At 34.2% G+C, this 25423-nt stretch carries 22 protein-coding genes; 18 read left to right on the top strand and 4 right to left on the bottom strand.

The annotated features are described in order from the left end of the window. From DER71_RS01870 to DER71_RS01930, 13 genes are all read left to right on the top strand, one after another. The coding region (locus tag DER71_RS01870; protein ID WP_147269405.1) for an ABC transporter substrate-binding protein at nucleotides 1-817 on the top strand (817 nt) is incomplete at its 5' end. Further along, on the top strand, nucleotides 798-1553 hold the full coding sequence (locus DER71_RS01875; RefSeq protein WP_114457366.1) for an ABC transporter permease: 756 nt from the start codon (nucleotides 798-800) through the stop codon (nucleotides 1551-1553). The genes DER71_RS01870 and DER71_RS01875, both read left to right, overlap by 20 nt. After that, nucleotides 1543-2316: an ABC transporter ATP-binding protein gene (locus DER71_RS01880; RefSeq protein ID WP_114457367.1), complete on the top strand. Its 774-nt coding sequence runs from the start codon at nucleotides 1543-1545 to the stop codon at nucleotides 2314-2316. Before DER71_RS01875 ends, DER71_RS01880 begins: the two co-directional genes overlap by 11 nt. Nucleotides 2317-2327: 11 nt before the next feature. Continuing rightward, nucleotides 2328-3734 (top strand): dihydrolipoyl dehydrogenase, encoded by a 1407-nt coding sequence (lpdA, locus tag DER71_RS01885; RefSeq protein ID WP_114474227.1) that lies wholly within the window; start codon nucleotides 2328-2330, stop codon nucleotides 3732-3734. A gap of 162 nt (nucleotides 3735-3896) precedes the next feature. Beyond that, nucleotides 3897-4262 carry a ferritin-like domain-containing protein gene (locus DER71_RS01890; RefSeq protein ID WP_114457369.1) on the top strand — a complete coding sequence of 122 codons (366 nt, stop codon included), beginning with the start codon at nucleotides 3897-3899 and terminating at the stop codon, nucleotides 4260-4262. Between the two features lie 2 nt (nucleotides 4263-4264). Beyond that, the gene (locus DER71_RS01895; protein WP_114457370.1) at nucleotides 4265-5065 is read left to right on the top strand and encodes a family 1 encapsulin nanocompartment shell protein; all 801 of its coding nucleotides are present in this window, start codon (nucleotides 4265-4267) and stop codon (nucleotides 5063-5065) included. Between the two features lie 374 nt (nucleotides 5066-5439). Beyond that, the gene (wecB, locus tag DER71_RS01900) at nucleotides 5440-6594 is read left to right on the top strand and encodes a non-hydrolyzing UDP-N-acetylglucosamine 2-epimerase (RefSeq protein ID WP_114457371.1); all 1155 of its coding nucleotides are present in this window, start codon (nucleotides 5440-5442) and stop codon (nucleotides 6592-6594) included. Between the two features lie 165 nt (nucleotides 6595-6759). Then, the gene (locus tag DER71_RS01905; RefSeq protein WP_114457372.1) at nucleotides 6760-8433 is read left to right on the top strand and encodes a 2-oxoacid:acceptor oxidoreductase subunit alpha; all 1674 of its coding nucleotides are present in this window, start codon (nucleotides 6760-6762) and stop codon (nucleotides 8431-8433) included. A 2-nt stretch (nucleotides 8434-8435) separates the two neighbouring features. Continuing rightward, nucleotides 8436-9287, top strand: coding sequence for a thiamine pyrophosphate-dependent enzyme (locus DER71_RS01910; RefSeq protein WP_114457373.1), 852 nt, complete (start codon nucleotides 8436-8438; stop codon nucleotides 9285-9287). 106 nt (nucleotides 9288-9393) lie between these two features. Continuing rightward, nucleotides 9394-9879, top strand: a complete 486-nt coding sequence (locus DER71_RS01915) for a ferritin family protein (protein ID WP_114457374.1) — start codon at nucleotides 9394-9396, stop codon at nucleotides 9877-9879. Nucleotides 9880-10604: 725 nt separating this feature from the next. Next, nucleotides 10605-11129 (top strand): DUF2179 domain-containing protein, encoded by a 525-nt coding sequence (locus DER71_RS01920; protein ID WP_114457375.1) that lies wholly within the window; start codon nucleotides 10605-10607, stop codon nucleotides 11127-11129. 164 nt (nucleotides 11130-11293) lie between these two features. Continuing rightward, on the top strand, nucleotides 11294-12958 hold the full coding sequence (gene hcp, locus DER71_RS01925; RefSeq protein ID WP_369834980.1) for a hydroxylamine reductase: 1665 nt from the start codon (nucleotides 11294-11296) through the stop codon (nucleotides 12956-12958). A gap of 332 nt (nucleotides 12959-13290) precedes the next feature. Further along, complete coding sequence (locus DER71_RS01930) at nucleotides 13291-14133, top strand: methyl-accepting chemotaxis protein (RefSeq protein ID WP_158531699.1); 843 nt, start codon at nucleotides 13291-13293, stop codon at nucleotides 14131-14133. Nucleotides 14134-14395: 262 nt separating this feature from the next. On the opposite strand, the gene DER71_RS01935 is transcribed toward DER71_RS01930, so the two are convergent. Next, entirely contained in the window at nucleotides 14396-15064 is a 669-nt protein-coding gene (locus DER71_RS01935; protein WP_114457378.1) for a Crp/Fnr family transcriptional regulator, read from the bottom strand. A gap of 243 nt (nucleotides 15065-15307) precedes the next feature. Between DER71_RS01935 and DER71_RS01940 the strand changes: the two genes are divergently transcribed. From DER71_RS01940 to DER71_RS01960, 5 genes are all read left to right on the top strand, one after another. Then, nucleotides 15308-16534 carry an ABC transporter substrate-binding protein gene (locus DER71_RS01940; protein WP_114457379.1) on the top strand — a complete coding sequence of 409 codons (1227 nt, stop codon included), beginning with the start codon at nucleotides 15308-15310 and terminating at the stop codon, nucleotides 16532-16534. Continuing rightward, complete coding sequence (locus tag DER71_RS01945) at nucleotides 16531-17232, top strand: GTP-binding protein (RefSeq protein WP_114457380.1); 702 nt, start codon at nucleotides 16531-16533, stop codon at nucleotides 17230-17232. Before DER71_RS01940 ends, DER71_RS01945 begins: the two co-directional genes overlap by 4 nt. Continuing rightward, nucleotides 17225-18256, top strand: coding sequence for an ATP-binding cassette domain-containing protein (locus DER71_RS01950; protein ID WP_199505634.1), 1032 nt, complete (start codon nucleotides 17225-17227; stop codon nucleotides 18254-18256). The genes DER71_RS01945 and DER71_RS01950 overlap by 8 nt, the downstream gene beginning before the upstream one ends. Before the next feature lie 215 nt (nucleotides 18257-18471). Next, entirely contained in the window at nucleotides 18472-19689 is a 1218-nt protein-coding gene (locus DER71_RS01955; protein ID WP_114457381.1) for an AraC family transcriptional regulator, read from the top strand. A gap of 176 nt (nucleotides 19690-19865) precedes the next feature. Further along, nucleotides 19866-21116 carry a Glu/Leu/Phe/Val dehydrogenase gene (locus tag DER71_RS01960; protein ID WP_114457382.1) on the top strand — a complete coding sequence of 417 codons (1251 nt, stop codon included), beginning with the start codon at nucleotides 19866-19868 and terminating at the stop codon, nucleotides 21114-21116. A gap of 168 nt (nucleotides 21117-21284) precedes the next feature. Here DER71_RS01960 and DER71_RS01965 read toward each other — a convergent pair whose 3' ends face one another. The 3 genes from DER71_RS01965 to DER71_RS01975 are packed head-to-tail and all read right to left on the bottom strand — an operon-like array spanning nucleotide 21285 to nucleotide 25391. Then, on the bottom strand, nucleotides 21285-23027 hold the full coding sequence (locus DER71_RS01965; protein WP_114457383.1) for a cyclic nucleotide-binding domain-containing protein: 1743 nt from the start codon (nucleotides 23025-23027) through the stop codon (nucleotides 21285-21287). Nucleotides 23028-23043: 16 nt separating this feature from the next. Then, nucleotides 23044-24204: a glycosyltransferase family 4 protein gene (locus tag DER71_RS01970; protein ID WP_114457384.1), complete on the bottom strand. Its 1161-nt coding sequence runs from the start codon at nucleotides 24202-24204 to the stop codon at nucleotides 23044-23046. Continuing rightward, nucleotides 24201-25391: a hypothetical protein gene (locus DER71_RS01975; protein WP_114457385.1), complete on the bottom strand. Its 1191-nt coding sequence runs from the start codon at nucleotides 25389-25391 to the stop codon at nucleotides 24201-24203. Before DER71_RS01975 ends, DER71_RS01970 begins: the two co-directional genes overlap by 4 nt. Nucleotides 25392-25423 lie beyond the last annotated feature (32 nt).

Genomic DNA, 25423 nt, shown 5'->3' on the forward strand with positions numbered 1-25423 from the left:
GATGGAAAAAGAGGATAAACTTAATGGAGTAATTGATTTAGAGTTAAATATTTCTTCAGATCACAGCAGAGGAGTTGCACTACTGGCAAAAAATGAAATAGATTTTCTTGTAACTGGTGCCAATGTTGGTGCAAAAATTTACAATCAGGGTATTGATTTAAAAATGCTAAATATTAACACATGGGGTATAGATTATCTATTAACCCGTGGATTTAAAGCAGAAAGCTGGGAAGACTTGAAAGGGAAATCAGTTGGTGTACTGCTCAAAGGAGGGCCACTTGATTTTTTGGTCCGCTATCTGCTGCAGGAAAATGGAATCAGCCTAGATGAGGTAAATCTTGTCTACAGACCACTTCCTGGTGCAGCAAAATACTTTTTGGCAGGAAATCTGGATGCAGTAGTCCTTCCTGAACCACTGGTAACAGTAACATCTGCAAAATCAGATAATATACATATTTCTCTAGATATACAAAAAGAATGGGAGAAGATACATGGTGATAGGAGAATACCTTTTGTAGGATTATTTGTAAGCGGTAAATTTGAAAGTAAAAATAAAGCAGTAACTGAAATAATTAATGAAGTTTACAGACAGGGAATTGAATGGGTTAATGAAAATCCTGGAGAAGCTGCTGAACTTGCTTCAAAATATTTTAGTATGCCGGCAGAAGTTATAGAGAAATCTTTCAGCAGAATAAATCTTAACATTTATGCTAAATCTGAAAGCAGAAAACTTACTGATCGTTATTTCCAAAAAATCCTTCAGATGTACCCTGATATGATTGGCGGAAGGATGCCAAATGAAGAATTTTATTACTAAACCTTTCTGGATTGTTCTGCTGTTGTTTTTACTGTGCTGGAATCAGCTGGCAGCACATTTTAACACCTTAATTTTACCTTCACCTGCTGAAACTCTGGCTGAACTAAATTCTATTATTCAAAATGGAGTTCTTGCAAAAAGCTTATTTATAACATTTAAAAGAACTTTTATTGGTTATCTGGCAGCAGTTATAACAGGTTTTGTACTTGCAGTGATATTAAAGAAATTTAATTTTTTGAGTAGGGCTTTAAGGCCTTTTATAACAATTATCCAGGCGGCTCCACCGGTTGTATGGATTGCACTGGCCGTAGTGTGGTTTGGAGTTGCAGAAGACCTGACACCAATATTTTTAATATTTATAGTTTCTATGCCTGTTATTTTTGTTAACATATTTCAGGGAATAGATAGTATAGATTATGGTCTTATTGAAATGGCAGAAGCTTATTCCACGCCAAAATATAAAATTTTTAGAGATATCTATCTCCCGGGGATTTTGCCTTCAACAGTTTCTGCATTGAGTATTGCATTTTCTTTTGCCTGGAAGTCATCTGTTTTTGCAGAGTTTATTGGTTCTTCCAGTGGAATTGGTTATCGGATAAGTATGGCAAACAGCAATCTTAAGACAGCTGAATTATTTGCCTGGACAGTCGTACTGGTAGTGTTTATGCTTTTTGTGGAGTATTACCTGCTGGAAAGACTAAAGCAAAAAGTCAGCAGGTGGAGATATGAAAAATAAAATATTAAAACTAAAAAATGTAAGTAAAAGTTATGATAATTATTCGGTGCTGAAAAAATTGAATATGGAATTATATGCAGGGGAAATAACATGTCTGCTCGGCCCTTCGGGAAGTGGAAAAACAACTATTTTTAGAATCGCATCAGGCTTAGAAAAAGCAGACTCTGGAGAGATTATTAAAGATAATACAATGCGGTTAGGGTATGTATTTCAGGAACCAAGGCTGCTTCCTTGGAAGACAGTATCGGGAAATCTTGCTTTTATACAGCAAAATTTTTTGCAGGAGGAAAAAGCAGCTAAACTGCGGAAAATTCTGCTTGATATGGCAGGTTTAAAGAAGTTTAAAGATAATTATCCCCACGAACTTTCAGGCGGAATGAAACAGAGGCTTGAACTAATTAGAGCATTTTCTATTATACCTGATCTGGTATTTATGGATGAACCATTTAAATCTCTCGATACAAAAACTAAATACAATCTGCGTAAGCTTATAACTGTAATACATCAGGAAAGTTCTATAAGCATTTTTTTGATAACTCACGATCCTGAGGAAGCAGTTCTTCTGGCAGATAAAATATATATTCTTGCCGGTGGAGGAAAAGGGATTAAAGAAAAAATAACAATAGATAAAGACAGGCAGGAAAGAAAACTTTCTGACCCTTATATTTATGGTATTCAGGAAAAAATTCTTAATACTTTTACAGGTCTTGTTAAAGACCTTGATTTAAAAAGAGAAGTAATTAGATCATCTTTCAAAAAATAGGAGCTGATAAAATGTCAGAAAAAAAATATGAATTAGCCGTTGTTGGTGGTGGACCTGGTGGTTATGTTGCAGCAATTAAAGCCGGTCAGATGGGAAAAGATGTTCTCTTAATAGAAAAAGAAGCTATTGGAGGCACCTGCCTCAACTGGGGTTGTATACCAACAAAAGCATTTGTTAGGTCAGCTGAAGTTTTTGCTGATATTAAAGATGCTTCCAGCTTTGGAATAAATGTAGATGGTGCTGAAGTTGATTTTCCAAAAGTTGTAGCAAGAAAAGATAAAATTGTGAGCAGGCTGGTAAAAGGTGTGGAGCATCTTCTTAAGGCCAATAATGTTGATACTGCTGAAGGAGAAGCTTCATTTGTAGATAAAAACCATCTTTCTGTTAAAAACAGTGATGGAGAAAAGATTATAGAAGCTGAGAATATTATTATTGCAACCGGTTCTCAGGCATCCAATTTACCGATTCCTGGTGCAGATCTGGATGGAATACTTGACAGCAGAACTGCACTCAGTATGGAAGAGCTTCCTGATAGTTTAATTGTTGTTGGTGGTGGAATTATTGGAATGGAATTTGCGTTTATCTTTAATAATTTTGGAGTAGATGTAACTGTATTAGAATATTTAGATCAGCTTGTGACAGGTGTTGACACTGAAATAGCAGAAGAATTAAATAAATCTGCCAGGAGAAGAAGAATAACCGTCAAAACAGGTGCAGAAGTTGAGGAAATAAAAAAATCTGACGGTGAATATGAAGTTATTTTTTCTCAGAAAGATAAAAAGAAAATGGTCTCCGGTGAAAGAGTTCTTATGGCAGTTGGAAGAAAACCCTATCATAAAGGTTTAAATCTGGACAAAGTAGGTGTTGAGACTGAGGAGAGGCGTGGTGGAATTATTGTAGATGATTATCTTAGGACAAATATAGATAATATTTATGCTATTGGAGATGTGACAGACAAAATTCTGCTTGCACATGTTGCATCACATCAGGGAATAATAGCTGTAGAAAATATCTTTGCTGAAAAACATAAGATGAATTATGATGCTGTTCCAGGAGCAATATTTACTTCACCGGAAGTGGCAACAGTGGGATTAAGTGAAGAAGAAGCAGCAGAAAAAGGAATTGATTATAAAGTTGGAAGGTTTCCATTTGCAGCCAGTGGAAAGGTTATGGCAATGGGAGAAAGAGAGGGTAAAGTTAAGATAATTGCTGAAAAAAATACAGAGAAAGTAATTGGTGCAGCTATAATAGGTATAGAGGCAACTGATTTAATTGCTGAGCTGACACTTGCAGTTAATTCCGGACTAAAAATTGAAGCACTGGCAGAAACTATTCATGCTCATCCTACCACTGCAGAAGTAATTCATGAAGCTGCACTTGATATGCTGGGTGGAGCCATACATTACAAGGCAAGATAGCAGGCGTTTTTTAAAGTAAAATTTGTAATTTAAAATTAAAAAAGTAATTACTGAAGGAGCTTAACCCTGTTATGTGCCTATTTATTTGACATTAATATGGGAAAAATATATAATGTAAATGTTAAGTGTTTAGATAAACTTATACGGAAAGGGGAGGTAAATATGAGCGGAGAATATCATGAACCACTTGAAAAATTGACACCTGAGGCAGTGGAGTATCACAGGATAATTAAAAGTGTGATCGAAGAAATGGAAGCTATAGATTGGTACAATCAACGTGCTGTAGCTACAGATGATCCAGAAGTACAGGCTATTGTTGAACACAACCGTGATGAGGAAATTGAACACGCATGTATGGGCCTGGAATGGCTGCGCCGAAATAGTCCTGTCTGGGATGAAATGTTGAGGACTTTTCTTTTTCAAACTGCAAAGATAACAGAAATTGAAGAAGATGGTGAAGTTGAAGAGGCTGAAAATGTATCAGGTGATGGTTCACTAGGTCTCGGCAATATGAGAGGAGGCGAATAGTAATGAATGTATTAAAACGTTCATTAGCTCCATTCCCTGCAGAAGCATGGGATTTTTTGGATGAAGAAGCAAAAGAAGTTCTGGAATTAAAATTAAAAGCCAGAAAAATTGTAGGTTTTAAAGGTCCTTTTGGTCTTGATCTATCTGCAATAAATACAGGTCGTTTTGCACCAATGGGAGTAGAAGATGTTGAGGGTGTTACCTATGCATCTCGCGAAGTACTGCCCCTTGTAGAAATAAAAGTTCCATTTAAAATGAAATTGACTGAAATAGAAGCTCTTGCCCGTGGTGCTGAAGATGTAGAAACTGACCCACTGCTGGAAGCAGCAAAAAAACTTGCCAAAGCTGAAAATAAGGCTGTATTTTTTGGACTTGAAAAGGCAGGAATAACCGGTATTCTGGAAGCATCAGAATATAGTGAGGTAAGTCTATCAGGTGGAGAAAAAGAAATGATTACAGGTCTGCTTAAAGCACTGTCACTATTTGAAGAAAATGGTGTTGGTGGAGATAAAAGGCTTTTATTGGGACCTGAATTATATTCTCTTCTTTATGAACTTGATGACAAAGGCTATCCACTAAAACGAAAAGTTGAGGAAATGGTGGAAAATGGTGCCCTGTTAGTACCTGATCTTGGCAATAGAGGTCTGCTTGTTTCTGAACGAGGTGGAGATTTCGAATTAACAGTTGGTCAGGATATTTCACTTGGATATACTGGATATGAAGGTGATGAAGTAGAATTGTTCTTCTTAGAAACTTTCACCTTTAGAGTCAATGGTCCTGAAGCAGCTGTAGTTTTAAAATAAATTTAAGTGTTAAAATACCGCCATATGGCGGTATTTTATTGTTGGAATAGCGAACATTTGTATACATAATAACCTATATAAAATGAAGTAGGAAAAGTTCAGGAAGCTGCAGAAAAGGTGAGGAGAGAAAACCAGAGAATAAAAGGATTGTTAAGTTTTAAAGAGAGCAGTTTAAATAGGGTTTATGTGGGAAAAATACTGGGAAAATTTGATGAAAATATCTGGAAAAAATATTAAGCAGGTTTTAGCTAATATATATAGAAATACATATAGTAATCAGTAATTAATAATAGTAATCAGTAATTAATAAAAATAAAATAAGTATAAATTTAGAGAAACTATTTTTTGTAATACAGAAGATGAGGAATGATTATATGCAGAAAAAGAAAATTATGGCTGTTTTTGGAACAAGGCCTGAGGCAATAAAGATGGCCCCGGTAATAAAAGAATTGAAAAAACAGCATGAATTTGAAGTTTTAGTTACAGCAACAGCACAGCACCGTGAAATGCTCGATCAGGTGCTTGATCTTTTTTCAATAAAAGTAGATTATGATCTGGACATTATGAAAAAAAATCAGACTTTATCTGATATTACAATACGTGTTTTATCAGAAATCGAGATTATTCTTGAACAGGAAAAACCAGATTTAATTTTGGTGCATGGTGATACTTCTTCAACATTTGTTGGGGCTCTGGCATCATTTTATCATCAGATTGAGGTGGCCCATGTTGAAGCAGGATTAAGAACTCATAATAAATATTCACCATATCCTGAAGAAATTAATAGAAGACTTACAGCTGTACTGGCAGATATACATTTTGCTCCCACCAGAACTGCAGCAAAAAATCTTCTGTTAGAAAATGTTGCAGAGGAGAAAATTTTTGTAACAGGAAATACAGTAATTGATGCACTTTATGATACTGCAGACAAAAAATATAATTTTAGTGATAAAAACTTGAATAAAATTGATTTTAAAAATAAAAAAATTTTGTTATTAACAGCACACCGCAGAGAAAATCTGGGTAAAGGAATGGAAAATATATTTAGGGCTGTTCTCCATCTAACAGAAAAATATGATAATGTAGAAGCTGTATTTCCAGTTCATTTAAATCCTTCAGTGAGGGAATTAAGCAGTTCAATACTGGAAGGCAAAAAAAATATTCACCTTATTGAACCTCTGGATTATCTGCCTTTTGTAAATTTAATGGATCGATCATACTTGATACTTACAGATTCAGGGGGCATACAGGAGGAAGCTCCATCACTTGGGAAACCGGTACTGGTTTTAAGAGATACGACAGAAAGGCCTGAAGCACTTAAAGCCAGGACAGTTATCAAAACAGGAACTGATTATTATAAAATTATGGAAACAGCATCAAAGCTAATAGAAAATGAGGATGATTATAAAAATACCTGCGAAAAAATGAATCCATATGGGGATGGAAATTCCGCAGTAAGAATAAGCGATTTTTTAAAATATTATTATGGATATTCTGATAAACTGCCTGACGAATTTGAATCTCTGTAGATGAATTTTAAAGAACTTTGATTATGTAATATATTTTCAGCAAAAACACAGTCTTAAAATATCTAAAACAAATATTTTCCAGTATAAAGCAGGATTTTCCGTTAATTTATTTAATACTATAAGTGGAGGAGTTTCGATTATAAGGAAGTAAAGGAGGTAATAAAGTTGGATTTAAATATTCTTATTGGAGGAGAAGCAGGTCAGGGGTTGAAAACTGTTGAATCCCTGCTTACCAAAACATTTTCGCGCTATGGATATTATCTTTTCAGCAGTAAAGATTATATGTCTCGTATTAGAGGTGGACACAACTTTATGCAGGTTAGAATAAGTGATGAAAAAATTGATGGGCCTGATCCAGGAATTGATTTACTCCTTGCCCTTAATGAAGAAACTGTAGAAATTCACCGAGATGATGTTAATGAAGATGGTATTATTATTTCTTCATCTGGTGAGGAAGAAGATGATATTGTAAAGATAGATGCAGCCAGTATGGCAGAAGAAATTAATCCGAAAGCAGTTAATACGGTGTTTGTTGGAACTGCTTTAAAGGTGCTGGGTTTACCCATTACTGAAGCAGAAAAAGTGCTTGAAGAGCATTTTGCTGATAAAAAAAGTGTTATTGAAGACAATAAAAAACTACTAAAGAAGGGTTATGAAGCAGGAAAACAGCTATTTAATTTAAAAGATCTGGGAACTAAAAAAGATAGAATGGTTATTGATGGAAATAGTGCGGTCGGTCTTGGAGCAGCACTTGCAGGTGTCAGTTTTTATGCTGCCTATCCAATGTCCCCATCCACAGGTATTTTAAATTACCTGGCAGGGAAACAGGAAGAACTGGGTATTGTTGTTGAACAGGCAGAAGATGAAATTGCAGCAATAAATATGGTTCTTGGAGGTTCCTATAGTGGAATGCGGTCTATGACAGGTACTTCTGGTGGAGGACTGGCCCTTATGGCCGAAGGAGTTGGACTGGCTGGAATTACAGAAACTCCAGTAGTAATTGCTGATGTACAGCGTCCTGGTCCTGCTACAGGTCTCCCCACTAGAACAGGACAGGGGGATCTGCTTTTTGCAGTTAATATTTCTCAGGATGAATTTCCCCTTATGGTTCTGGCACCTAAGGATCAGGAAGATGCAGTTTATCAGACATTTCGGGCTTTTGATATTGCAGAAAAATATCAGATACCGGTAATTATATTAAGTAATCAGTTTTTGGCAGATGCATCTAAAACAATAGACAGAATAAATCTTGATGATTTAAAAATAGAGCGCTATTTTGTAGATGAAGATCAGGTAGAAGAAGAATATAAACGTTATAAATATACAGCAGATGGTATATCACCGAGGGCATATCCGGGCCAGCTTAAAGGCCAGATTGTGCTGACCGACAGTGATGAGCACGATGAACTGGGCCATATTGTTGAAGATGGAGAAAAAAGAAATATGATGGTCAAAAAAAGAGCCAAAAAACTGCAGAAATTGAAAGATAACGACCTCTGTGAGCCAGATTATTATGGATCTGATAAGCCGGAATATATTTTTGTCGGTTGGGGTTCTACTGCTGGGCCGATAGCTGAGGCAAGAAAGATGCTTTCAGATGAATTTAAAGTGGCACAGCTTGCATTTGGAGATGTCTGGCCTTTACCAGAAAAAACCATCAGAGAAAAAGCAGAAAATGGAGCAGAACTGATTTTTGTTGAGAGTAATGCCAGTTCACAGTTTGCCAGACTTGTTAGAAGTGAAACAGGAATAAAAGCAGATTACAGTATTGTAAAATATGATGGACGTCCTTTCTCAGGTAGAGAAATCTATAGAAGATTTAAGGAAGAGGTGAAATAATAATGGCAGAACTAAAAAATTTTGAAGCAGACCGTGAAACTGCCTGGTGTCCTGGATGTGGCAACTTTCCACTCAGGACAGCGCTTTCTGAAGCTCTGACTGAAATGGATTTAAATCCGGAACAGATAACGATGTTTACCGGAATCGGTCAGGCTGCAAAGATGCCTCACTATATAAAAGTAAATGGGTTTAATGGTCTACACGGCAGATCTTTGCCTCCAGCAGTTGGTATGAAGCTGGCCAATCCAGAAATGACAGTAATTGTTGAATCAGGAGATGGATGCAGCTATGGTGAAGGTGGAAATCACATTCTGCACAATATAAGGCGGAATCTTGACATTATTCATCTTGTCCATGACAATCAGATTTATGGTCTAACAAAGGGACAGGCATCTCCCACAACTGGATATGATATTAAAACCGATGTACAGACACACGGCATTAATGCTGAACCGTTTAACCCGGTTAGGTTTGCTGTGGGAATGAAGGCCAGTTTTGTAGCCAGGAGCTTTGTTGGTGATAGAGAACACCTTAAAGAAATGATAAAAGCTGCCAGACAGCACAGAGGTTATGCTTTAATAGATATTTTTCAGCCCTGTGTATCTTTCAATAAGGTTAATACCTATCAGTGGTATAAAGAAAGAGTATATAAATTGAAAGATCATGATCCATCTGATTATGAAGCTGCAGTTAGATTAGCAGATGAATTTGGAGATAAGATTCCAATAGGGATAATTTATAAAGAAGAAAAGCCAACTTTTAGAGATAGGATACCATTTCTTGGAGATAGAGCTCTTGTCAATAGAAAAGTTGAGGTTCAGGACATGGAGTATTTGCTGGATGAATTTAAATAAAATTTAGTGTTTATTTGTTTATTAATCAGAAAAGACTTAATTTGGTTCTGTCTAAAAATCTATGAAAAAGTGATATTGAAGTTAGAAATTTCAAAGGAGGATAATAATGAATATTTATGATTTTGCTATTAATTTTGAAAGAGAGAATCGCGAATTTTACGAAAAATGTGCTGCAGAATCAGCAAGTGATAACTTAAAACAGGTTTTTTTGGATCTGGCCGAAGAAGAGAAAAAACATGAAGAAATAGTAAAACAGCTTAAAGAAGAAAAAACAGTTGATGAAGTTGAAGCAGGTATTCTGCCAAAAGCTAAAAAAGCTTTTGAAAAGATTTCAAAGGAACTTCCAGAAGGTGTACTGCCAAAAGAACAGGTTGATGTTTATAAACAGGCTAAAGACATGGAAACAAAAAGCTATGATTTTTATACAGAAAAAGCTGAAGAATCAGATCTCCCACAGGTCAAAAAAACATTTAAGAGGCTGGCCGAAGAAGAGAAAAAACACGAAAAAATTATAGAAAACATTGTTGAAATGGTAAATCGCCCCAACACATGGCTTGATGATGCAGAATGGTATCATCTGGAAGATTATTAAAAAACAGCAGCTTATATACCATTTATAAGTGTAATTATGAAGTTAAAATTTAAACTTCATAATTATATTACTTATATTACTTATTTAATCCATTCAATTAATTTATTCAATAAAATATTGGAATAAGACTATAATTTAAATCAGGAACAGAGAAAATAAATAGATAACTTTTCTCTTAATATAAGGTTATATCTATTTGTTCTCTGTTTCTGATATTTTATTGTGAAATATTTTCTGAAAATTTAATTTTTTATCATTTACATGTTTTATAATATTGATGTGTCCACAAAAATGAGTTAGAGAGCAAATAACCTTTTGATGGGAGAACCTAATATTTAAATAAAGAAAAAATTGTTAAAAAATGGGGAGAATCTTTAAAAATATCTGGACTTTCCCCATTTTTTATATACTGCTGCAAAAAGGGGAGATGCAGGAATATTGAAATTTTTAGTCAATGAATCTTAACGAAATGAAGGAAGAAATAGGGTTGAACTGCAGGATGGAGTGAGCTAATCATGAGTCAGGAGGACTCATTGATTAGTGTGCCCTATTTCACACCCGAATTGAGTTTTAGATAAATCTAAAAATTTCGTTGATGACTAAAGCCCCCTTTTTGCAGCTTGAAAATAAATTTTGGGGAAACTCCTATTAAAAATATCTATTGAACTTTTTTTTCTTTAGTGTTAAACTACTATAGATATTATATCTATAGGAGGAAATATTTTATGATTAAGATATTATTAGGTGGATTGTTAATTTTTATGGCTAGAGTTGTCGACGTATCTTTAGGTACAATGCGGGTTCTTATGATATTTAAATCTCAGAGATTATATGCAGCATTAATTGGTTTTGTTGAGGTGATAGTATATATTATTGCCTTAAATAGAGTAGTTACAACCCTTGACAATCCATTTAATTTAATTGTATATGCACTGGGTTTTGCAGTAGGTAATTTTGTTGGAAGTCTGCTTGAAGAAAAAGTTGCTATTGGGCAGGTAACTGTTAATGTAATAACATCCAATACAAGTTGTGAAATGATAGAACAAATGAGAGGAGAAGGATATGGAGTAACTGTTGTAGATGGTGAAGGGAAAAAAGGGAAGAAAAAAATACTTTTTGTAACACTGGAAAGAAAAAATTTAAGGCATTTTTTCGAAATTATTGATGATTGTGAACCTGAATCATTTGTCAATATTCTGGATTCGCGTTCTACTAGAGGGGGATATTTTAAAACTGCAAAGAAAAAATAGTGTAATATATGCTTATGTGATATAGCTCATAGAATATAATATTGACTAATATATAATTATACTTGACTGAGGTACTTGATTTTGTCTGTTTTTTTTAAATTTATGGATTAAAATTTTTTAGTCCATAATGGATTATTTTTAAAAGGGAGGAATATATTATGTCAATGTTTTGTTATCAGTGTCAGGAAACAGCTAGAAATGAAGGCTGTACAGCAAGAGGTGTCTGTGGGAAAGATGCAGATGTTGCAAATTTACAGGATTTATTGATATTTGTGCTCAAGGGTATTTCTGTTTATGCCGAAAAGGCTGAAGAAGAAGGTGTGGAGGTTTCTAAAAAAACAGCTCCATTTATTATGGAAGGTCTATTTGCAACAGTAACAAACGTAAACTTTAATCCAGAAAGATTTGAAGACTTAATTGAAGAGGCTTTTGCATTGCGAGATGAAGTTAAAGCAAAATTTGAAAAAACATATAAAGAAAATCATGGCAAAGAATTTGATGGAGATCTGCCCGAACACTGTACATGGTACAGTGATAGTGCTGAAGACTTTTACAGCAAAGGTGAAAATATAGGTGTGCTGGAAACAGAAGATGTAGATGTAAGATCTCTAAGAGAACTGGCTACATATGGACTCAAGGGTATTGCAGCTTATGGAGATCATGCCAGAATTCTGGGCAAACATAAAGAGGAAATAGATAAGTTTACACAAAAATGCCTGGCAGCCACTACTGATGACAGTTTAAGTGTAGATGATCTGGTTGGTCTGGTTATGGAAACCGGAGAAATGGCTGTAGAGACAATGGCTATACTTGATGAAGCAAATACTTCAACTTATGGACATCCGGAGCCAACAGATGTAAATATTGGAGTTAGTGATAACCCTGGTATTTTAATCAGTGGTCATGATCTAAAAGATATGGAAGAATTATTAGAGCAGACTGAGGGTACTGGTATAGATGTTTATACACATGGAGAAATGCTGCCAGCTAACTCATATCCAGCATTCAAAAAATATGATCATTTTGTAGGTAATTATGGTGGTTCATGGTGGCATCAGGATAAAGAATTTGAATCATTTAATGGTCCAATTCTTATGACAACAAACTGTATTACACCTGTTAAAGATTCTTATAAAGATAGAATATTTACAACAGGAATGGCAGGATATCCTGAGGTAACCCATATTCCTGATCGTAAAAAAGGAGAAAGCAAAGATTTTTCTGAACTGATCAAATTGGCTAAAACTTGTGATTCACCAGTTCAGTTAGAAGAAGGTACAATACCTGGTGGTTATGCCCGCAACACTGTAATGAGTGTAGCTGACAAGGTAATTGAGGCTGTAAAAAATGGAGATATAGGACGCTTTGTAGTAATGGCTGGCTGTGATGGCCGCTTTAAATCCAGAGAATACTTTACAGATGTGGCTAAAGAATTACCCGAAGATGCTGTGATTCTAACAGCTGGCTGTGCTAAGTACCGCTACAACAAGCTTGATCTGGGAGATATTGGTGGAATTCCAAGAGTATTAGATGCCGGTCAGTGTAATGACTCTTATTCCTTAGCTTATATTGCTTTACAGCTTAAAGAAGCTATGGATGTAGATGATATCAATGATTTACCAATTTCTTATGATATTGCCTGGTATGAGCAGAAAGCTGTAGCAGTATTACTTGCACTGCTATCTCTGGGGATCAAAGGAATTCGTCTAGGACCCACACTGCCAGCATTTATATCAGAGAATGTATTAAATGTACTGGTTGATAAGTTTGATATTAAGCCAACCGGTGATGTTAAAGAAGATGCTGCAGCTATTATGGCTGGTGAATAAGAATTTTAATAATGATTGACTATTTAAGGCCTGTCAGCATATTGCCGGCAGGTCTTTTTTTAGTTGATATTATTAAACATATATTTACTTATAGAAAATAGAAAAACATACCTAATTATTGTATAATAGTAAACAATAAGATCATTTAAATACCAATAAAAAGGGATGGTTTTGTTACATATTATTATATAATTTGATTTAATTGAAAAAAATCTCGGTTCAAATTATTGATTTTTTAGGTAAAAAGTTATATATTTAATAAAGAGGATAATATTGCATTAGTCTGGTAAAAATAATAAATCCAACTATAATTTGGAATGCGGAGGGGTTTTATGCTTAATATTGGAATAATTGGTGCAGGTTCTGGTGGAGTCTCTATTTTAGATACTTTTTTGAATATGGATGACATAAATATCATTGGAGTTTGTGATTCAGATTTTTCTGCTCCAGGAATTATTAAAGCAAAAGAAAATAGTATTCCTGTTTATGATGATTTTAATGATCTTTTAAATTTAAAAGGAGAAAAAGTAATTTTAGAGGTCACTGGAAATAGAAAGCTGTCAGAATTGGTGAAAGAATCAGCAGATGCAGAAACAAAGATTATTGATTCAGAAACTGCTTTAATTCTTTTTAAAATTGTTAATTCCAGAGAAGATATGATACAAAAAATGGAAGAAGAAGCAGATAAACTCAGTCGACTTGCCGGTGATATTGGGAGTACAATTGAGGAAATCAGCAGCCTCAACCAAAAAAATATAAAGGATCTGGATGAGACAGCAGAGAAATTAAGATCTGCCTCAGAAAGCAGTAAAACAAACCTTCAGAAAACAAATGATATAGTAAAATTTATTAAAACAGTTTCTGATCAGACAAAGATGCTGGGATTAAATGCCGCAATAGAAGCGGCAAGAGCAGATGTAAAAGCAAATGGATTTAATGTAGTTGCAGATGAAATAAGAAAACTAGCAGATGAGACAGGATCTTCAGTTAAGGAGATAACAGGATTTATTAATAATCTTAATGAAGCAACTGAAAATACTCGAATTAATATTAAAGTTATGAACGAGAGAGTTGTTAAATTTACAGAAAACGAAAAGATTATAACAGAAAAACTTCAAAATGCAGCAGTTGAAATGACTGATATGGCTGAAAGCCTAGCTAAAATAATTGAATAAAACTTCGAAAATTAAAATAAATGATAGGTGAAATTATATTCTGTGGAGTGGAATGAGATTTATGACAGCTGCCGGCATATTAAAAATAGAAATAGATGTAGATATAACGTTTGTAATGGAAAGATTGAGTGAATGGTTATCAACAACCTATCCGATTAAAGTTTAAATAAAAAGTAGAAGTTATATATACTGATACAAATTTTTTTGTAGAAAATGGTGAAAGAAATATAAAGGTAGAAAAACAGCCCTCGAGGGCTGTTTTTTAATGATAATTTTTCAATTCTTCTGGTTTATATATTATTATTTTTTTTCTGGAGGTTTTTATAATCCCTTCACTTTCAAACCGGCTCAGCATTCTGGAAACAGTTTCACGGCTGCTGCCGATCATACTGGCAAGTTCCTGCTGTGTAAGAGGTATATCAAGAATTATATTTCCATTTTTTTCTATACCATATTTTTGAGATAAAAAAGTCAGCAGGCTGGCCATTTTTCCAGAACTGTCTTTTAAAGCAATATCTCTTACATTTTGCTGTGCTCTGCGCAATCTGGTGCTCATTTCCTGCAGCAGTTTAATTCCAATAGCGGGATTTTCCATAATTACATTTTCTAAATCAGCCTGATTAAAAATTATCAAATCAGTTTTTTTCATTGTTACTGCACTGGCAGGATAATTTCCCCTGTCAAAAGCAACTATTTCAGCAATTATATCATTATTGGAGAAAATATTTAATATTTGTTCATCTCCATTTTCAATCATCTTTACCAGTTTGACCTGGCCGGATTTGATAACAAAGAATTTGCTGCCTGTTTCTCCTTCAAAAAAAATGTATTCACCTTTTTTATACTTTTTTTCGGATGCAATACTATTTATAACTTTCAATTCATCTTCTGATAAAAGACTAAAAAAAGGCACATTATTTTTTATCGACATTAATTTCACCTCTACTAACATATTATATTCTATATAATATGATAATCAATTTTTTTTAAAATTACAAGGAATTAGGTGACATAAGTCACAGATTAAAGTTGAGTTAAATGCTAAACTTTATATTGTAAGCAAAATTGATTGATATTGAATAATAATATTACATTTTGTGTTTAAATATATGCAGTTATATAATTGGTTTTACAGATTTTAAAATTATTTTAAAACAAAGCAGGAGTGATAAAAATGAGCAATAAATATTTTTCTCGAGATGATAATTTAGCAGAAATATGCCGACAGTATCCTGAACTGATATCAGTACTGGTAAACAGAGGTTTTGAACAGCTGGCTGATAAAGAAAAAAGGAAAAGTTTTGGTAGGATGATTACTCTTAAACAGGCGGCAGAAATAAAGCAGATCAATCTGGATAAGTTAGAAGATATTTTAATAGAAAAAATAGAAAGTGATAACTTTATAGGAAAAAAGGCTCAAAATACTGCTGATCAGATAAGAGTTGAAGGGTTATTACCCTGTCCGGTTAAAATACCTATATTTGAAGAACTGGAGAAGCTGGCTGATGATCTGAATTATCCTCTTTCGCTAAACCTAAAGTCTGCTTCTCAGGGGCTCGACTGGCTAAAAAAAGGATTATTAAAAATTGATAGTGAAGAAGAAATTTCGGATATATTTATTTCCGCTGGTTTTGATCTTTTCTTTGACAAAAATTTAATAGATAAATATAGAAGGCAGGGAGTATTTAAAGATTTAAGTGGGATTAATGATTTAAATAAAGATTTTAAAGATAATAATATTGATCTGCTGGATCCTGAAGGGGACTATTCAGTAATAGGGGTTGTGCCTGCAGTATTTATTGTTAATATGGAAGAGCTGGGAGGTAGAGATATACCCAAAACATGGAAAGATATACTTTCTGAAGAATTTACTGATAGTGTCAGTCTTCCGGTAAGTGACTTTGATTTATTTAATGCAATTCTGCTTAATCTCTACAAAAAGTATGGTCGGGAATCTATTTTAAGATTGGGCAGATCTATGAAAAAATCTCTGCACCCAGCACAGATGGTTAAAGAAGGTGGAAGAAAAGACGAAGATCAGCCTGCAGTTACTATAATGCCGTACTTTTTTACCAGAATGGCAAAGAGATTTTCTCACATGAAATTTGTCTGGCCTGAAGATGGTGCGATTATAAGTCCAATCTTTATGCTGAGCAAAAAGAAAAATGCTGATAGAATTAAACCATTAATTGACCTTCTTTCTTCAGTAAAAATCGGCAAAATTCTTTCCGAGCAGGGTCTCTTTCCCAGTGTTCTTCCGGGAATTAATAATAATCTTCCAGAAGGTGCAGATTTTATGTGGCCGGGCTGGGATTTTCTGCGCAGCAGTGATCCCGGTCAGCTGCTTAAAGAGCTGGAAAATGAATTTACAAAAACTGCTGGAGGTGTGCTGGTAGGATGAATTTAGTAACTTTTTCTGGACCACCATCTTCTGGTAAAACTGCTGTAATTTTAAAAACAATTGAATCACTACATGACAGAGGTTTAAAGGTAGGTGTTGTTAAATTTGACTGCCTTTATACTGATGATGACTTACTTTATAAAAAAGTGGGTGTTCCTGTAAAAAAAGGTTTATCAGGTTCACTGTGTCCTGATCATTATTTTGTCAGCAATATAGAAGAAGTAGTGCAGTGGGGCTTGGATAAAGAGCTTGATTTACTTATCACTGAAAGTGCCGGATTATGTAATCGATGTTCCCCATATATAAAGGATGTCAAAGCAGTCTGTGTAATAGATAATTTAAGCGGAATTAATACACCACGCAAAATAGGCCCAATGCTTAAAACTGCAGATATGGTTGTTATAACTAAAGGAGATATTGTTTCACAGGCGGAAAGAGAAGTGTTTGCATCAAAGGTAAATACTGTTAACCCTGATGCACTCGTAATGCATGTAAATGGATTGACAGGCCAGGGTTCTTTTGAATTTTCAACCCTATTGTTTGATGAAGATGAAGATATCAATACGGTAAAAGGTAAAAAATTAAGATTTTCTATGCCTTCTGCTATGTGTTCTTACTGTCTGGGTGAAACTAGAATAGGAGAAGAACATCAGCTGGGTAATGTAAGAAAAATAGATTTGGGTGATAGTGGTGTATAGTAAAATAGAGATAAAAAATACAAGTATAGAAGAGATTATTAAGAAATATCCATATACCGAAAATTTTTTTAAAGAACAGGAAATTCCAATTGAGAATAAATCTCAGACATTGAATGAGATATTTAAAAACATAAGCAGTATTGAAAGGGAAGATATTGTTTATTCTGAAGATGAGACTGCTGAAAAACTGATTCAATATATAAAAAACATGCAGGAATTTTTGGGAGTAGAAGACAACACTGTAAAAAATTTATCAATTCTTCCAGGTAAAGATAAAGAAGGATATGCAGAAAAATACGAAAAATTAACTATTAAAAATGGAGAGATTATTTCAATTGTTGGACCAACAGGATCGGGGAAAAGCCGCCTGCTGGCAGATATAGAATGGACTGCCAGTGGAGATACCCCAACTGGAAGACATATTTTAATAAATGGAGAAAAAGCTGACAAAAAATGGAGATTTTCCGGAGGCAAAAAATTAGTTGCACAGCTGTCTCAAAATATGAACTTTGTTATGGATCTTTCTGTTGAAGAGTTTTTGCACCTTCATGCGGAGAGCCGATTGATAGAAAATGAAGATCAGGTAGTGGAAAGAATAATAGAAGAAGCAAATAGGCTTGCAGGTGAAAAATTCTCCCCTGGAGCTCAGATAACGGGTTTAAGTGGTGGGCAGTCCCGGGCATTAATGATAGCTGATACAGCTATTTTGAGTTCATCTCCGATAATATTAATCGATGAAATAGAAAATGCCGGAATTAATAGAGAAAAAGCACTAAAACTGCTTGTTGGAGAAGAAAAAATTGTTCTGATGGCAACTCATGACCCAATACTGGCACTGATGGGTGATAGAAGAATAATTATCAATAATGGTGGAATAGCAGATATTATCAAAACATCAGAAAAAGAAAAATCTATGTTAAAAGAACTAAAAGAGATTGATAGTTATTTAAATGAACTGCGTGAGGATCTGCGTTATGGAAGAGAATTGAAGAGAAATAACATTTTTTCTCTGTATGATGCATAATCCTATTGAAAGTATATTATAAAAAATGTATAATTAAATTAATTAAAGAGGCAGTTTAAACTGCCTCTTTACTTGTGTAAATAGGAGAGAAAATGGGAAGAAAACTATGATGAGAGAATTTTAAAAAAGACAATCTTTAACTTTTACTCATGCTCTGAAGATTTTACGGAAGTAAATGATTATGGTAAAGGAAGGAAATAAAAGGATGGATAAAAATGTATGACAGACAATTTGAAAGAGAATTATCAATAATAAATGATTTACTTTTAGGATATTCCAGTAAATTTTCGCACCTGCTGGATAATGCAGATTTGATGACATATGAACTACCTTTAAATACTGCAGTTGTATTTAAACTATCATCAGAGGCTGATTATTATAAAAAAAGTAATTTTACCAGAAGAGATGAAGAAAATGAGATTATACAAATAATAAAAAATACAGGTAGAGAAGAAAATATAGAGCTGGCTGTTTCCAATATATATCCCGGTTATTTTGTATTATTTTTCAAAAATGAGGTACTTTCACCTTCAAATGAAAGCTATCAACAAAGCCTGAACTTTGTAAGGACTATCCTGGATAGATTAAAAGCAGAAAAAGGCTGGAAATTTACATGTGGAATAGGAAGAAGCTATGAAAAAATTAAAGGACTTTTATTCTCTTACAGAGAAGCAGCAGATGTTTGTGAAACAGCTGCCTTTCAGCAGAAAGAAGTAGCTCATATTGAAGAGCTTTTTTTACCTGCCGGCAGTCGAGATGAAAAAGAAAATTTTCTGGATTTAGAAGAGGAACTATTCGAGAATATAGACAGGGGTAATGATGATTTAATTCCGGGTATTATGAAATCAATTGTTGTAAATATATGTAGAGAAAAAATTCAGCCGGACAAAATAAAGCTTACAGTAATGGAATTTATAAATGATCTGATTAAAAAATTGGAAGAAGATCTTGTTGATTCAGGTAGATTTTTGGATAATTACTATCAGTATGTAGAAAAAATTATTGGTTTGGCGACAGAGGATGAACTTTTTGTACTAATAGAAAGATTATCAACAAGAGTGATAGATATTATCAGAAGAAGTGGTAATGTACTTAAAGATCAGAAACAGATTAGGCGAGCACTGCTTTATATGGAAGATAATTATAACAGAGATCTAACTTTGGAGGAAGTAGCTGATGAAATTGGGCTGAGTTTTTATTATTTCAGCCACCTTTTTAAAGAAGAAGTTGGAGAAAATTTTATTACATATTTAAACCGCCTCAGAATAAGGAAAGCTAAAGAACTGCTTAAAGAAACAAATTTAAACATATCAGAAATAGCCTTTAAAGTTGGTTTTAATACACCAAATTATTTTACCAGAGTTTTTAAAGAATTTGTTAATATGCCGCCCAGTAAATATAGAACAGAGAACTTCGGACAAAAAGGATTTTAAATCTGCACAATTTTGTGCTAAATTTCAAATCATAATTGTATTTTTAAAATTTGAGATGTTTTTAACAAAAATAGATAGAAAAGCAAAAAAATGTGATACAGGAGATGCCTTTCAGGTGGAGAAAATATTTAACAGTAAGTTATTATTATTAATTTATTCTGGGAGGTATTTATTTTATGTCAGATGACATTAGTGTTTATGATTCGGTTGTAAAACAGCTGAATGAGGCAGCAGATCAATTGGGTTTAGATCAACAGGTACGGGAACTTTTACAGGAACCTATAAGAACTCTCAAAGTATCAATACCTGTCCGTATGGACAGTGGAAAAGTAAAAATATTTAAAGGAATGAGGTGCCAGCATAATGATGTTCTTGGCCCGACCAAGGGGGGAATTCGTTTTCATCCTCAGGTGGATGAAAATGAAGTTAAAGCACTTGCATCCTGGATGACGTTTAAATGTTCGCTTGTAGGTATTCCTTTTGGGGGTGCCAAAGGAGGAGTTGAATGTGATCCGTTGAGTATGAGTCAGGGAGAACTGGAAAGACTGAGCAGAGGCTTTATTAGAGCTATAGCTCCTCTTATTGGTCCTGATAAGGATATTCCTGCTCCTGATGTTTATACAAATCCACAGGTTATGAGCTGGTTTATGGATGAGTTTTCTCAGCTTAAAGGAGTAAACTCTCCTGGTCTTGTGACTGGTAAACCAATTGTTTTAGGAGGTTCATTTGGGCGTGACTCTGCAACTGCAAAAGGACTAATGTATGTGGCCAGAGAAATGTCTAAAGCTTTTAATATAGATTTGGATGGCGCCCGAGTTGTTGTGCAGGGGTATGGCAATGTTGGCAGTTTTACTGCTGAATTTCTGCATGACCTGGGCTGTAAGATTGTAGCAGTTAATGAGGTCTATGGTGGAGTATATAATCCAGATGGATTAGAACCCTGTCACTTAAATGAACTCAAAAAAGAAGGTAAGCAGGTTTGTGATTATGAAAACTCTCAGGTTATAGAAAATGAAGAAATTTTTTCTCTTGACTGTGATATTCTTGTTCCAGCTGCACTGGAAAATCAAATCACTCCAGAAGTCGCCAGAAAAATTAAAGCCGATTATATTATAGAAGCCGCTAATGGGCCTACAACACCTGAAGCAGATAAGATTCTCCAGGAGAGAGGAATTACTGTTATTCCTGATATACTTGCTAACTCAGGTGGTGTTACAGTTTCTTATTTTGAATGGGTGCAGAATCTTTATCACTACTACTGGACCAGAGATGAAGTTGATTCTAAATTAGAAAAGATAATGGTTGATGCGTTTTCAAAAGTGTTTAAGATGAAAGAAGAGAGAGATGTAACTATGCGTATAGCAGCCTATATTGTTGCGATAGAGCGTTTAACTGAAGCAATGAAAAGCAGAGGCTGGCTTGAGTAGAATATGTACTTGATTTAAAAAATTAAATTTGTGGAATTGAAAATTTAGCATTATTATTTTGGGAATTGTGATAAATTTTATATATAATAAAATAATGCTAATAATGACAAAAGAGTGCAGGTTAACCTGCACTCTTCTGCGCTGCATGTGGTTTCTTAAAAAATTATATTAATCACCATTTTTTATAGCAGACTGTATATCCTGTGTTTTATGCTGTGACTCTGCATAAAGGTCGGTAATTAATTTCAGATGCTCATTTAATTTTTCCATAAAATAAAGAAGCAGTTTTATACTTGATTCATGAAATGTGTTAAAAAATTCCATAAGATCTTTCCTGTTAAAGCTGATCAGTGTTACAGGTTCAACTGCTTTTATATCCATCATATAAGGGGTGTTGTTTTCTGCTATTAGAGATGTTAATCCGAAAAAGTCACCGGGATTCATTTCAGCCAGTTCTATTTCTTCATGTCCATTTTCACTGTTTTCAGAAATTTTGACTTTGCCTGATAGAATGATATAGAGTGTGTTGTTGATATCATCACTGTTAATTATTATTTCATCAGGGTTAAACTGTTTGATCTCTGAGATGTTTATCAAATACATCTCTTCTTCTTCGGAAAGTTCCTGAAAAAGATCCAGGTTTAGGCTGGTAAAATTAGTTTCTACAGCAGCATCTAAATCGTCTTTTTTGTATCTTAGTTGTGTTTTTTTGAATATTTTATTTAAAGTATAAGAATTATCTCTGGCAAAATTGAGAAGTTCACGCCAATTTTTTTGTACTTCAAGATATTTTTTAAAAACATTATATTCTGGAACAGCATCATATTTGGAAATATAAATATTTTTAATAGAAGCTTTAGCATTTTCTACCTGTTCTCTTGTGAGGTAGTCGAGAGATAAAATGAGATTTGTTTTTGTAACTTTATCTTCAAGGTCTGGTTTCATAAATTCACCTGGATAAGGGTCAAAATCTTCTGGCTCTATCTTAATCATATTGGGACGCTCTTCCTGGCCTTCTATTTTTGCTTTTTCATAGAAAAATCTGTAGATATCCTGGCGCAGCCTCTGCCAGACAGCATGGTTTTTGGCTGGGGGAAGATGTTTAATAGAAAGGGTATTGTCGAGAAAAAAGTTGAAGCCAAACATCCTTGAGTTTATTACATAATCGATATCTTCACCGCGTGTCATTTCTGGATCAAAGGGTACAATTTTAAATAGATTGCGGTGAATAACCATCAATCCTCCAAAAGCAAAGGGGGTTTTCTTCAGTCTGGGTTCACTACCTATTATTTTATCAAAAGCTTTGGTTTTACTGCCAAATCTGTTCCAGAAGGTCATCCAGGGTTCAATCTCTACATCATCATAATATTCATTTTTTTTGTTAAGATAATAACCTGCTACAGCATCAACTGTTTGACCGTAGAGCCTTCCTCCTATAAATTCAACTGCTTTATCCATAAATTCTGGGTCTTCAAATATTTCGTCATCATCTATTAATACTGCTGTATCAGCTTCCAGAATATATGCAGTATATAAGCACATATTTCTAATGTTAGAATATCCTTTTAGAGAAAGAATAGAAGTATTTATTTCACTTAATCGTCTGTATTCCCTCTTTATCTCTGACAGATGGCTGTCCCCAATTACATAAGTTTTAACCGATGGTCTGTGTTCTGATACTATTTGAGAAACTTTTTTATAAGCTTCTTCCTGCAGTTCAGGTGTTGTTACTGCTACCAGGATAATTAGTTCATAATCTTTATTTTCTATTACCTGCATACTGTCCAGGGTTCTTCCCAGTGTACCTTCCTGATCAATAGGAGTAGGGTGGTCATAAATTTCATCTCCCATCTGCCAGCCTATTTCTGAATGCCGGCCCCAATATGTTGGTATAACCATAATTGTTTTCATATATTATTATACCTCCTCAGCTGATAATGTCGTTGTAAACATCTATTAATTCATCAATAACTCTGGACCAGGAAAAATTATTTACTGCATATTCAGCTGCTTTCTGACCTTTTTTCTCTTTATCATTTTCTTTGAGAGATGCAATTATTTTTTCAGCCAGATCACTGTAATCATCCATTTTAAAAAGTCTGCCCACATCTTCATTTATAAAGTCAGGCAGTCCACCTGCTCTGGACGCTATGACTGGAGTGCCGCAGGCAAGTGCTTCTACTGCGACAAGTCCAAAAGGCTCAACTCTGGATGGTACAACAGATAGATCGGCACTGCTGTAAAGTTTGGGCAGTTCCTGCTGGGGTAAGTTACCTAAAAAATATACATTTTTAAGTTCAAGTTCATCCACCTGAGATTCCAGCTCTTTTCTCAACTCTCCATTTCCAATAATTAATGTTACTATATCTTCAAATTCCCTTTCGTATTTTTCAGCTGCTTTTATCAGCAGATCCACTCCTTTAAAGTGAGTCAACTTACCTACAAATGTAATCAGATATTGAGGTTCTTCATCGATTTTAATATATTTTTTGAGCAGCTTAAGCCTGTCAATTTTTTGGGGTTTAAATAATTTTTCATCTACACCATTTAATATTTTCTGCAGTTTTTCCTCTTTAATAAAATAATATTTTTTAACATCACTGTGTACCTGATCTGAGATGGTAATTATTTTATCTGCATGTGAGGCCCCCTGCAGAGCTATGTGGCGGTATCTTTTATCTTTTTTGTAGCCTTTAATATCTGTTCCATGTGCTGTAACAACATAGGGAATGTTTGTCTGCATAGTGGCATATGGTGCCACCCAGAGGTGCTGACAGTGAATAACATCAGGTTTAAAAGTTTCTGCTTCTTCAACCACTGTATCTATAAAACGCATCAGATAGTCGTTCATTTCCTGTCTTGTTAAATTATAGAACTGATTACTGCTTTTTGGATGTGTAGTAAAACAGGGGAAATTATAGTGCATAATTGTTCTGACAGGAAAGTTATAATTATTATTTATTTCATTATCAACAACTATTACCTTAACATCATGTCCTTTTTCAATCAGGCGAAAAGCTATATTTTTTGTATAAACACCGCTGCCTGACCCTTCTAAAGGAAAATGATTTATGAGAAGTACTTTCATTGATTTTCTCTCCTTTCTGTAATTTTTTTTATAACAGCCTGCCAGTTTTCAACTGTATTTTCATAATTTTCCACCATCTGATCTAACTGCATCCACGCACTCGAAAAAATATCAGGCAGCAGTTTAAAATTATCGTTACCAGTGTATTCTGCCAGTGCTGGTGCCCCAGCCTGAAGGGCTAATTTTTGTTCTCTGTGTCTTTTTTTAAACTCTGAAGATGAGATATATCCATATTTTTTTAGATACCAGTTTAAAAATGGATTTCTCCCCAGCCAGCCTGTACAGGCATAAAATAATCTTTCCTGAATATCTGCATCAGATATATCTGGTTCTTTTGGAAAGTTATCATAGGTATCATGAAAAATATGTGTATCTATATCTATAATTTTATGTTTTCCATCAGGTATTTCCAGACCCAGCAGTGTATCTTCTCCGCGACCTAAAAAAAGTTCTCCATTAAAATAATAGCTTGTAGAATAAAAAGGAGGAAGAATACTGCTGAATTTTAAATCTATGGCATGATTGCCGCCGAGAATTTTATTGGTTTCTCTAATATTATTCTGATAAATATCTGCTGTTGTAATATTATTTTTAGTATTTTTTATTTTTTCTAAAGCTTCTTCTTTCTGAAGGCCTTTTAAAAGTTCTTTTCTTTTTTTAAACTTAAGTGGAGGTATAATATAATAACCGGAGTAATCACTTGTTGTTACCACTACATTTTCTTTTTCCAGATATTCCAGATGCCTGCCGAAAAAGTTTATGGCTGCAAAATTTCCATTTCTGGAAGTTAAAAGACATGGTTTAACATCTGTATCAATAAAGAAAAGGTAGTCTAGCTTTGGCTCAGATATTAAACTTTGTAGGATTACTAAATTTCTACGTTTTCCATATGGTATTAGCTGGTGATAGTCAAATTCTGGTGTGCGCAGAAAAAAGTTAATTTCTTTTTTAGTTAATCCATATCTTTTGAGCTTATAATTAAATTCTGGATCATAGTTCATCTGAACAAGATCCAGTTTAATAGTCTGGCGCAGCCTTTCTACTACTTCAGATTTATAACCATGAGAATAGCAGACTATTAGTTTTTCTGGTTCATAGCCGTGAGCTCTTGCATTAGCAATAAAATCAATAAATGGATGAATGGAGTTCAAATAATTACAGATTGCCCCCACTGCAATTTTTGCCATTTTGTCCCCTCCCCCGTATTTTACCGTTTATA

The organism is Halanaerobium sp. DL-01, assembly GCF_003338615.1.
In the GTDB taxonomy this organism is placed as follows: domain Bacteria; phylum Bacillota; class Halanaerobiia; order Halanaerobiales; family Halanaerobiaceae; genus QPJE01.

Bases quoted from the DNA above. Each gene is read 5' to 3' on its own strand.
- DER71_RS01875 (WP_114457366.1), top strand. From the start codon at position 798: ATGAAGAATTTTATTACTAAACCTTTCTGGATTGTTCTGCTGTTGTTT.
- DER71_RS01880 (WP_114457367.1), top strand. From the start codon at position 1,543: ATGAAAAATAAAATATTAAAACTAAAAAATGTAAGTAAAAGTTATGAT.
- lpdA (WP_114474227.1), top strand. From the start codon at position 2,328: ATGTCAGAAAAAAAATATGAATTAGCCGTTGTTGGTGGTGGACCTGGT.
- DER71_RS01890 (WP_114457369.1), top strand. From the start codon at position 3,897: ATGAGCGGAGAATATCATGAACCACTTGAAAAATTGACACCTGAGGCA.
- DER71_RS01895 (WP_114457370.1), top strand. From the start codon at position 4,265: ATGAATGTATTAAAACGTTCATTAGCTCCATTCCCTGCAGAAGCATGG.
- wecB (WP_114457371.1), top strand. From the start codon at position 5,440: ATGCAGAAAAAGAAAATTATGGCTGTTTTTGGAACAAGGCCTGAGGCA.
- DER71_RS01910 (WP_114457373.1), top strand. From the start codon at position 8,436: ATGGCAGAACTAAAAAATTTTGAAGCAGACCGTGAAACTGCCTGGTGT.
- DER71_RS01915 (WP_114457374.1), top strand. From the start codon at position 9,394: ATGAATATTTATGATTTTGCTATTAATTTTGAAAGAGAGAATCGCGAA.
- DER71_RS01920 (WP_114457375.1), top strand. From the start codon at position 10,605: ATGATTAAGATATTATTAGGTGGATTGTTAATTTTTATGGCTAGAGTT.
- hcp (WP_369834980.1), top strand. From the start codon at position 11,294: ATGTTTTGTTATCAGTGTCAGGAAACAGCTAGAAATGAAGGCTGTACA.
- DER71_RS01930 (WP_158531699.1), top strand. From the start codon at position 13,291: ATGCTTAATATTGGAATAATTGGTGCAGGTTCTGGTGGAGTCTCTATT.
- DER71_RS01935 (WP_114457378.1), bottom strand. From the start codon at position 15,064: ATGTCGATAAAAAATAATGTGCCTTTTTTTAGTCTTTTATCAGAAGAT.
- DER71_RS01940 (WP_114457379.1), top strand. From the start codon at position 15,308: ATGAGCAATAAATATTTTTCTCGAGATGATAATTTAGCAGAAATATGC.
- DER71_RS01945 (WP_114457380.1), top strand. From the start codon at position 16,531: ATGAATTTAGTAACTTTTTCTGGACCACCATCTTCTGGTAAAACTGCT.
- DER71_RS01955 (WP_114457381.1), top strand. From the start codon at position 18,472: ATGTATGACAGACAATTTGAAAGAGAATTATCAATAATAAATGATTTA.
- DER71_RS01960 (WP_114457382.1), top strand. From the start codon at position 19,866: ATGTCAGATGACATTAGTGTTTATGATTCGGTTGTAAAACAGCTGAAT.
- DER71_RS01965 (WP_114457383.1), bottom strand. From the start codon at position 23,027: ATGAAAACAATTATGGTTATACCAACATATTGGGGCCGGCATTCAGAA.
- DER71_RS01970 (WP_114457384.1), bottom strand. From the start codon at position 24,204: ATGAAAGTACTTCTCATAAATCATTTTCCTTTAGAAGGGTCAGGCAGC.
- DER71_RS01975 (WP_114457385.1), bottom strand. From the start codon at position 25,391: ATGGCAAAAATTGCAGTGGGGGCAATCTGTAATTATTTGAACTCCATT.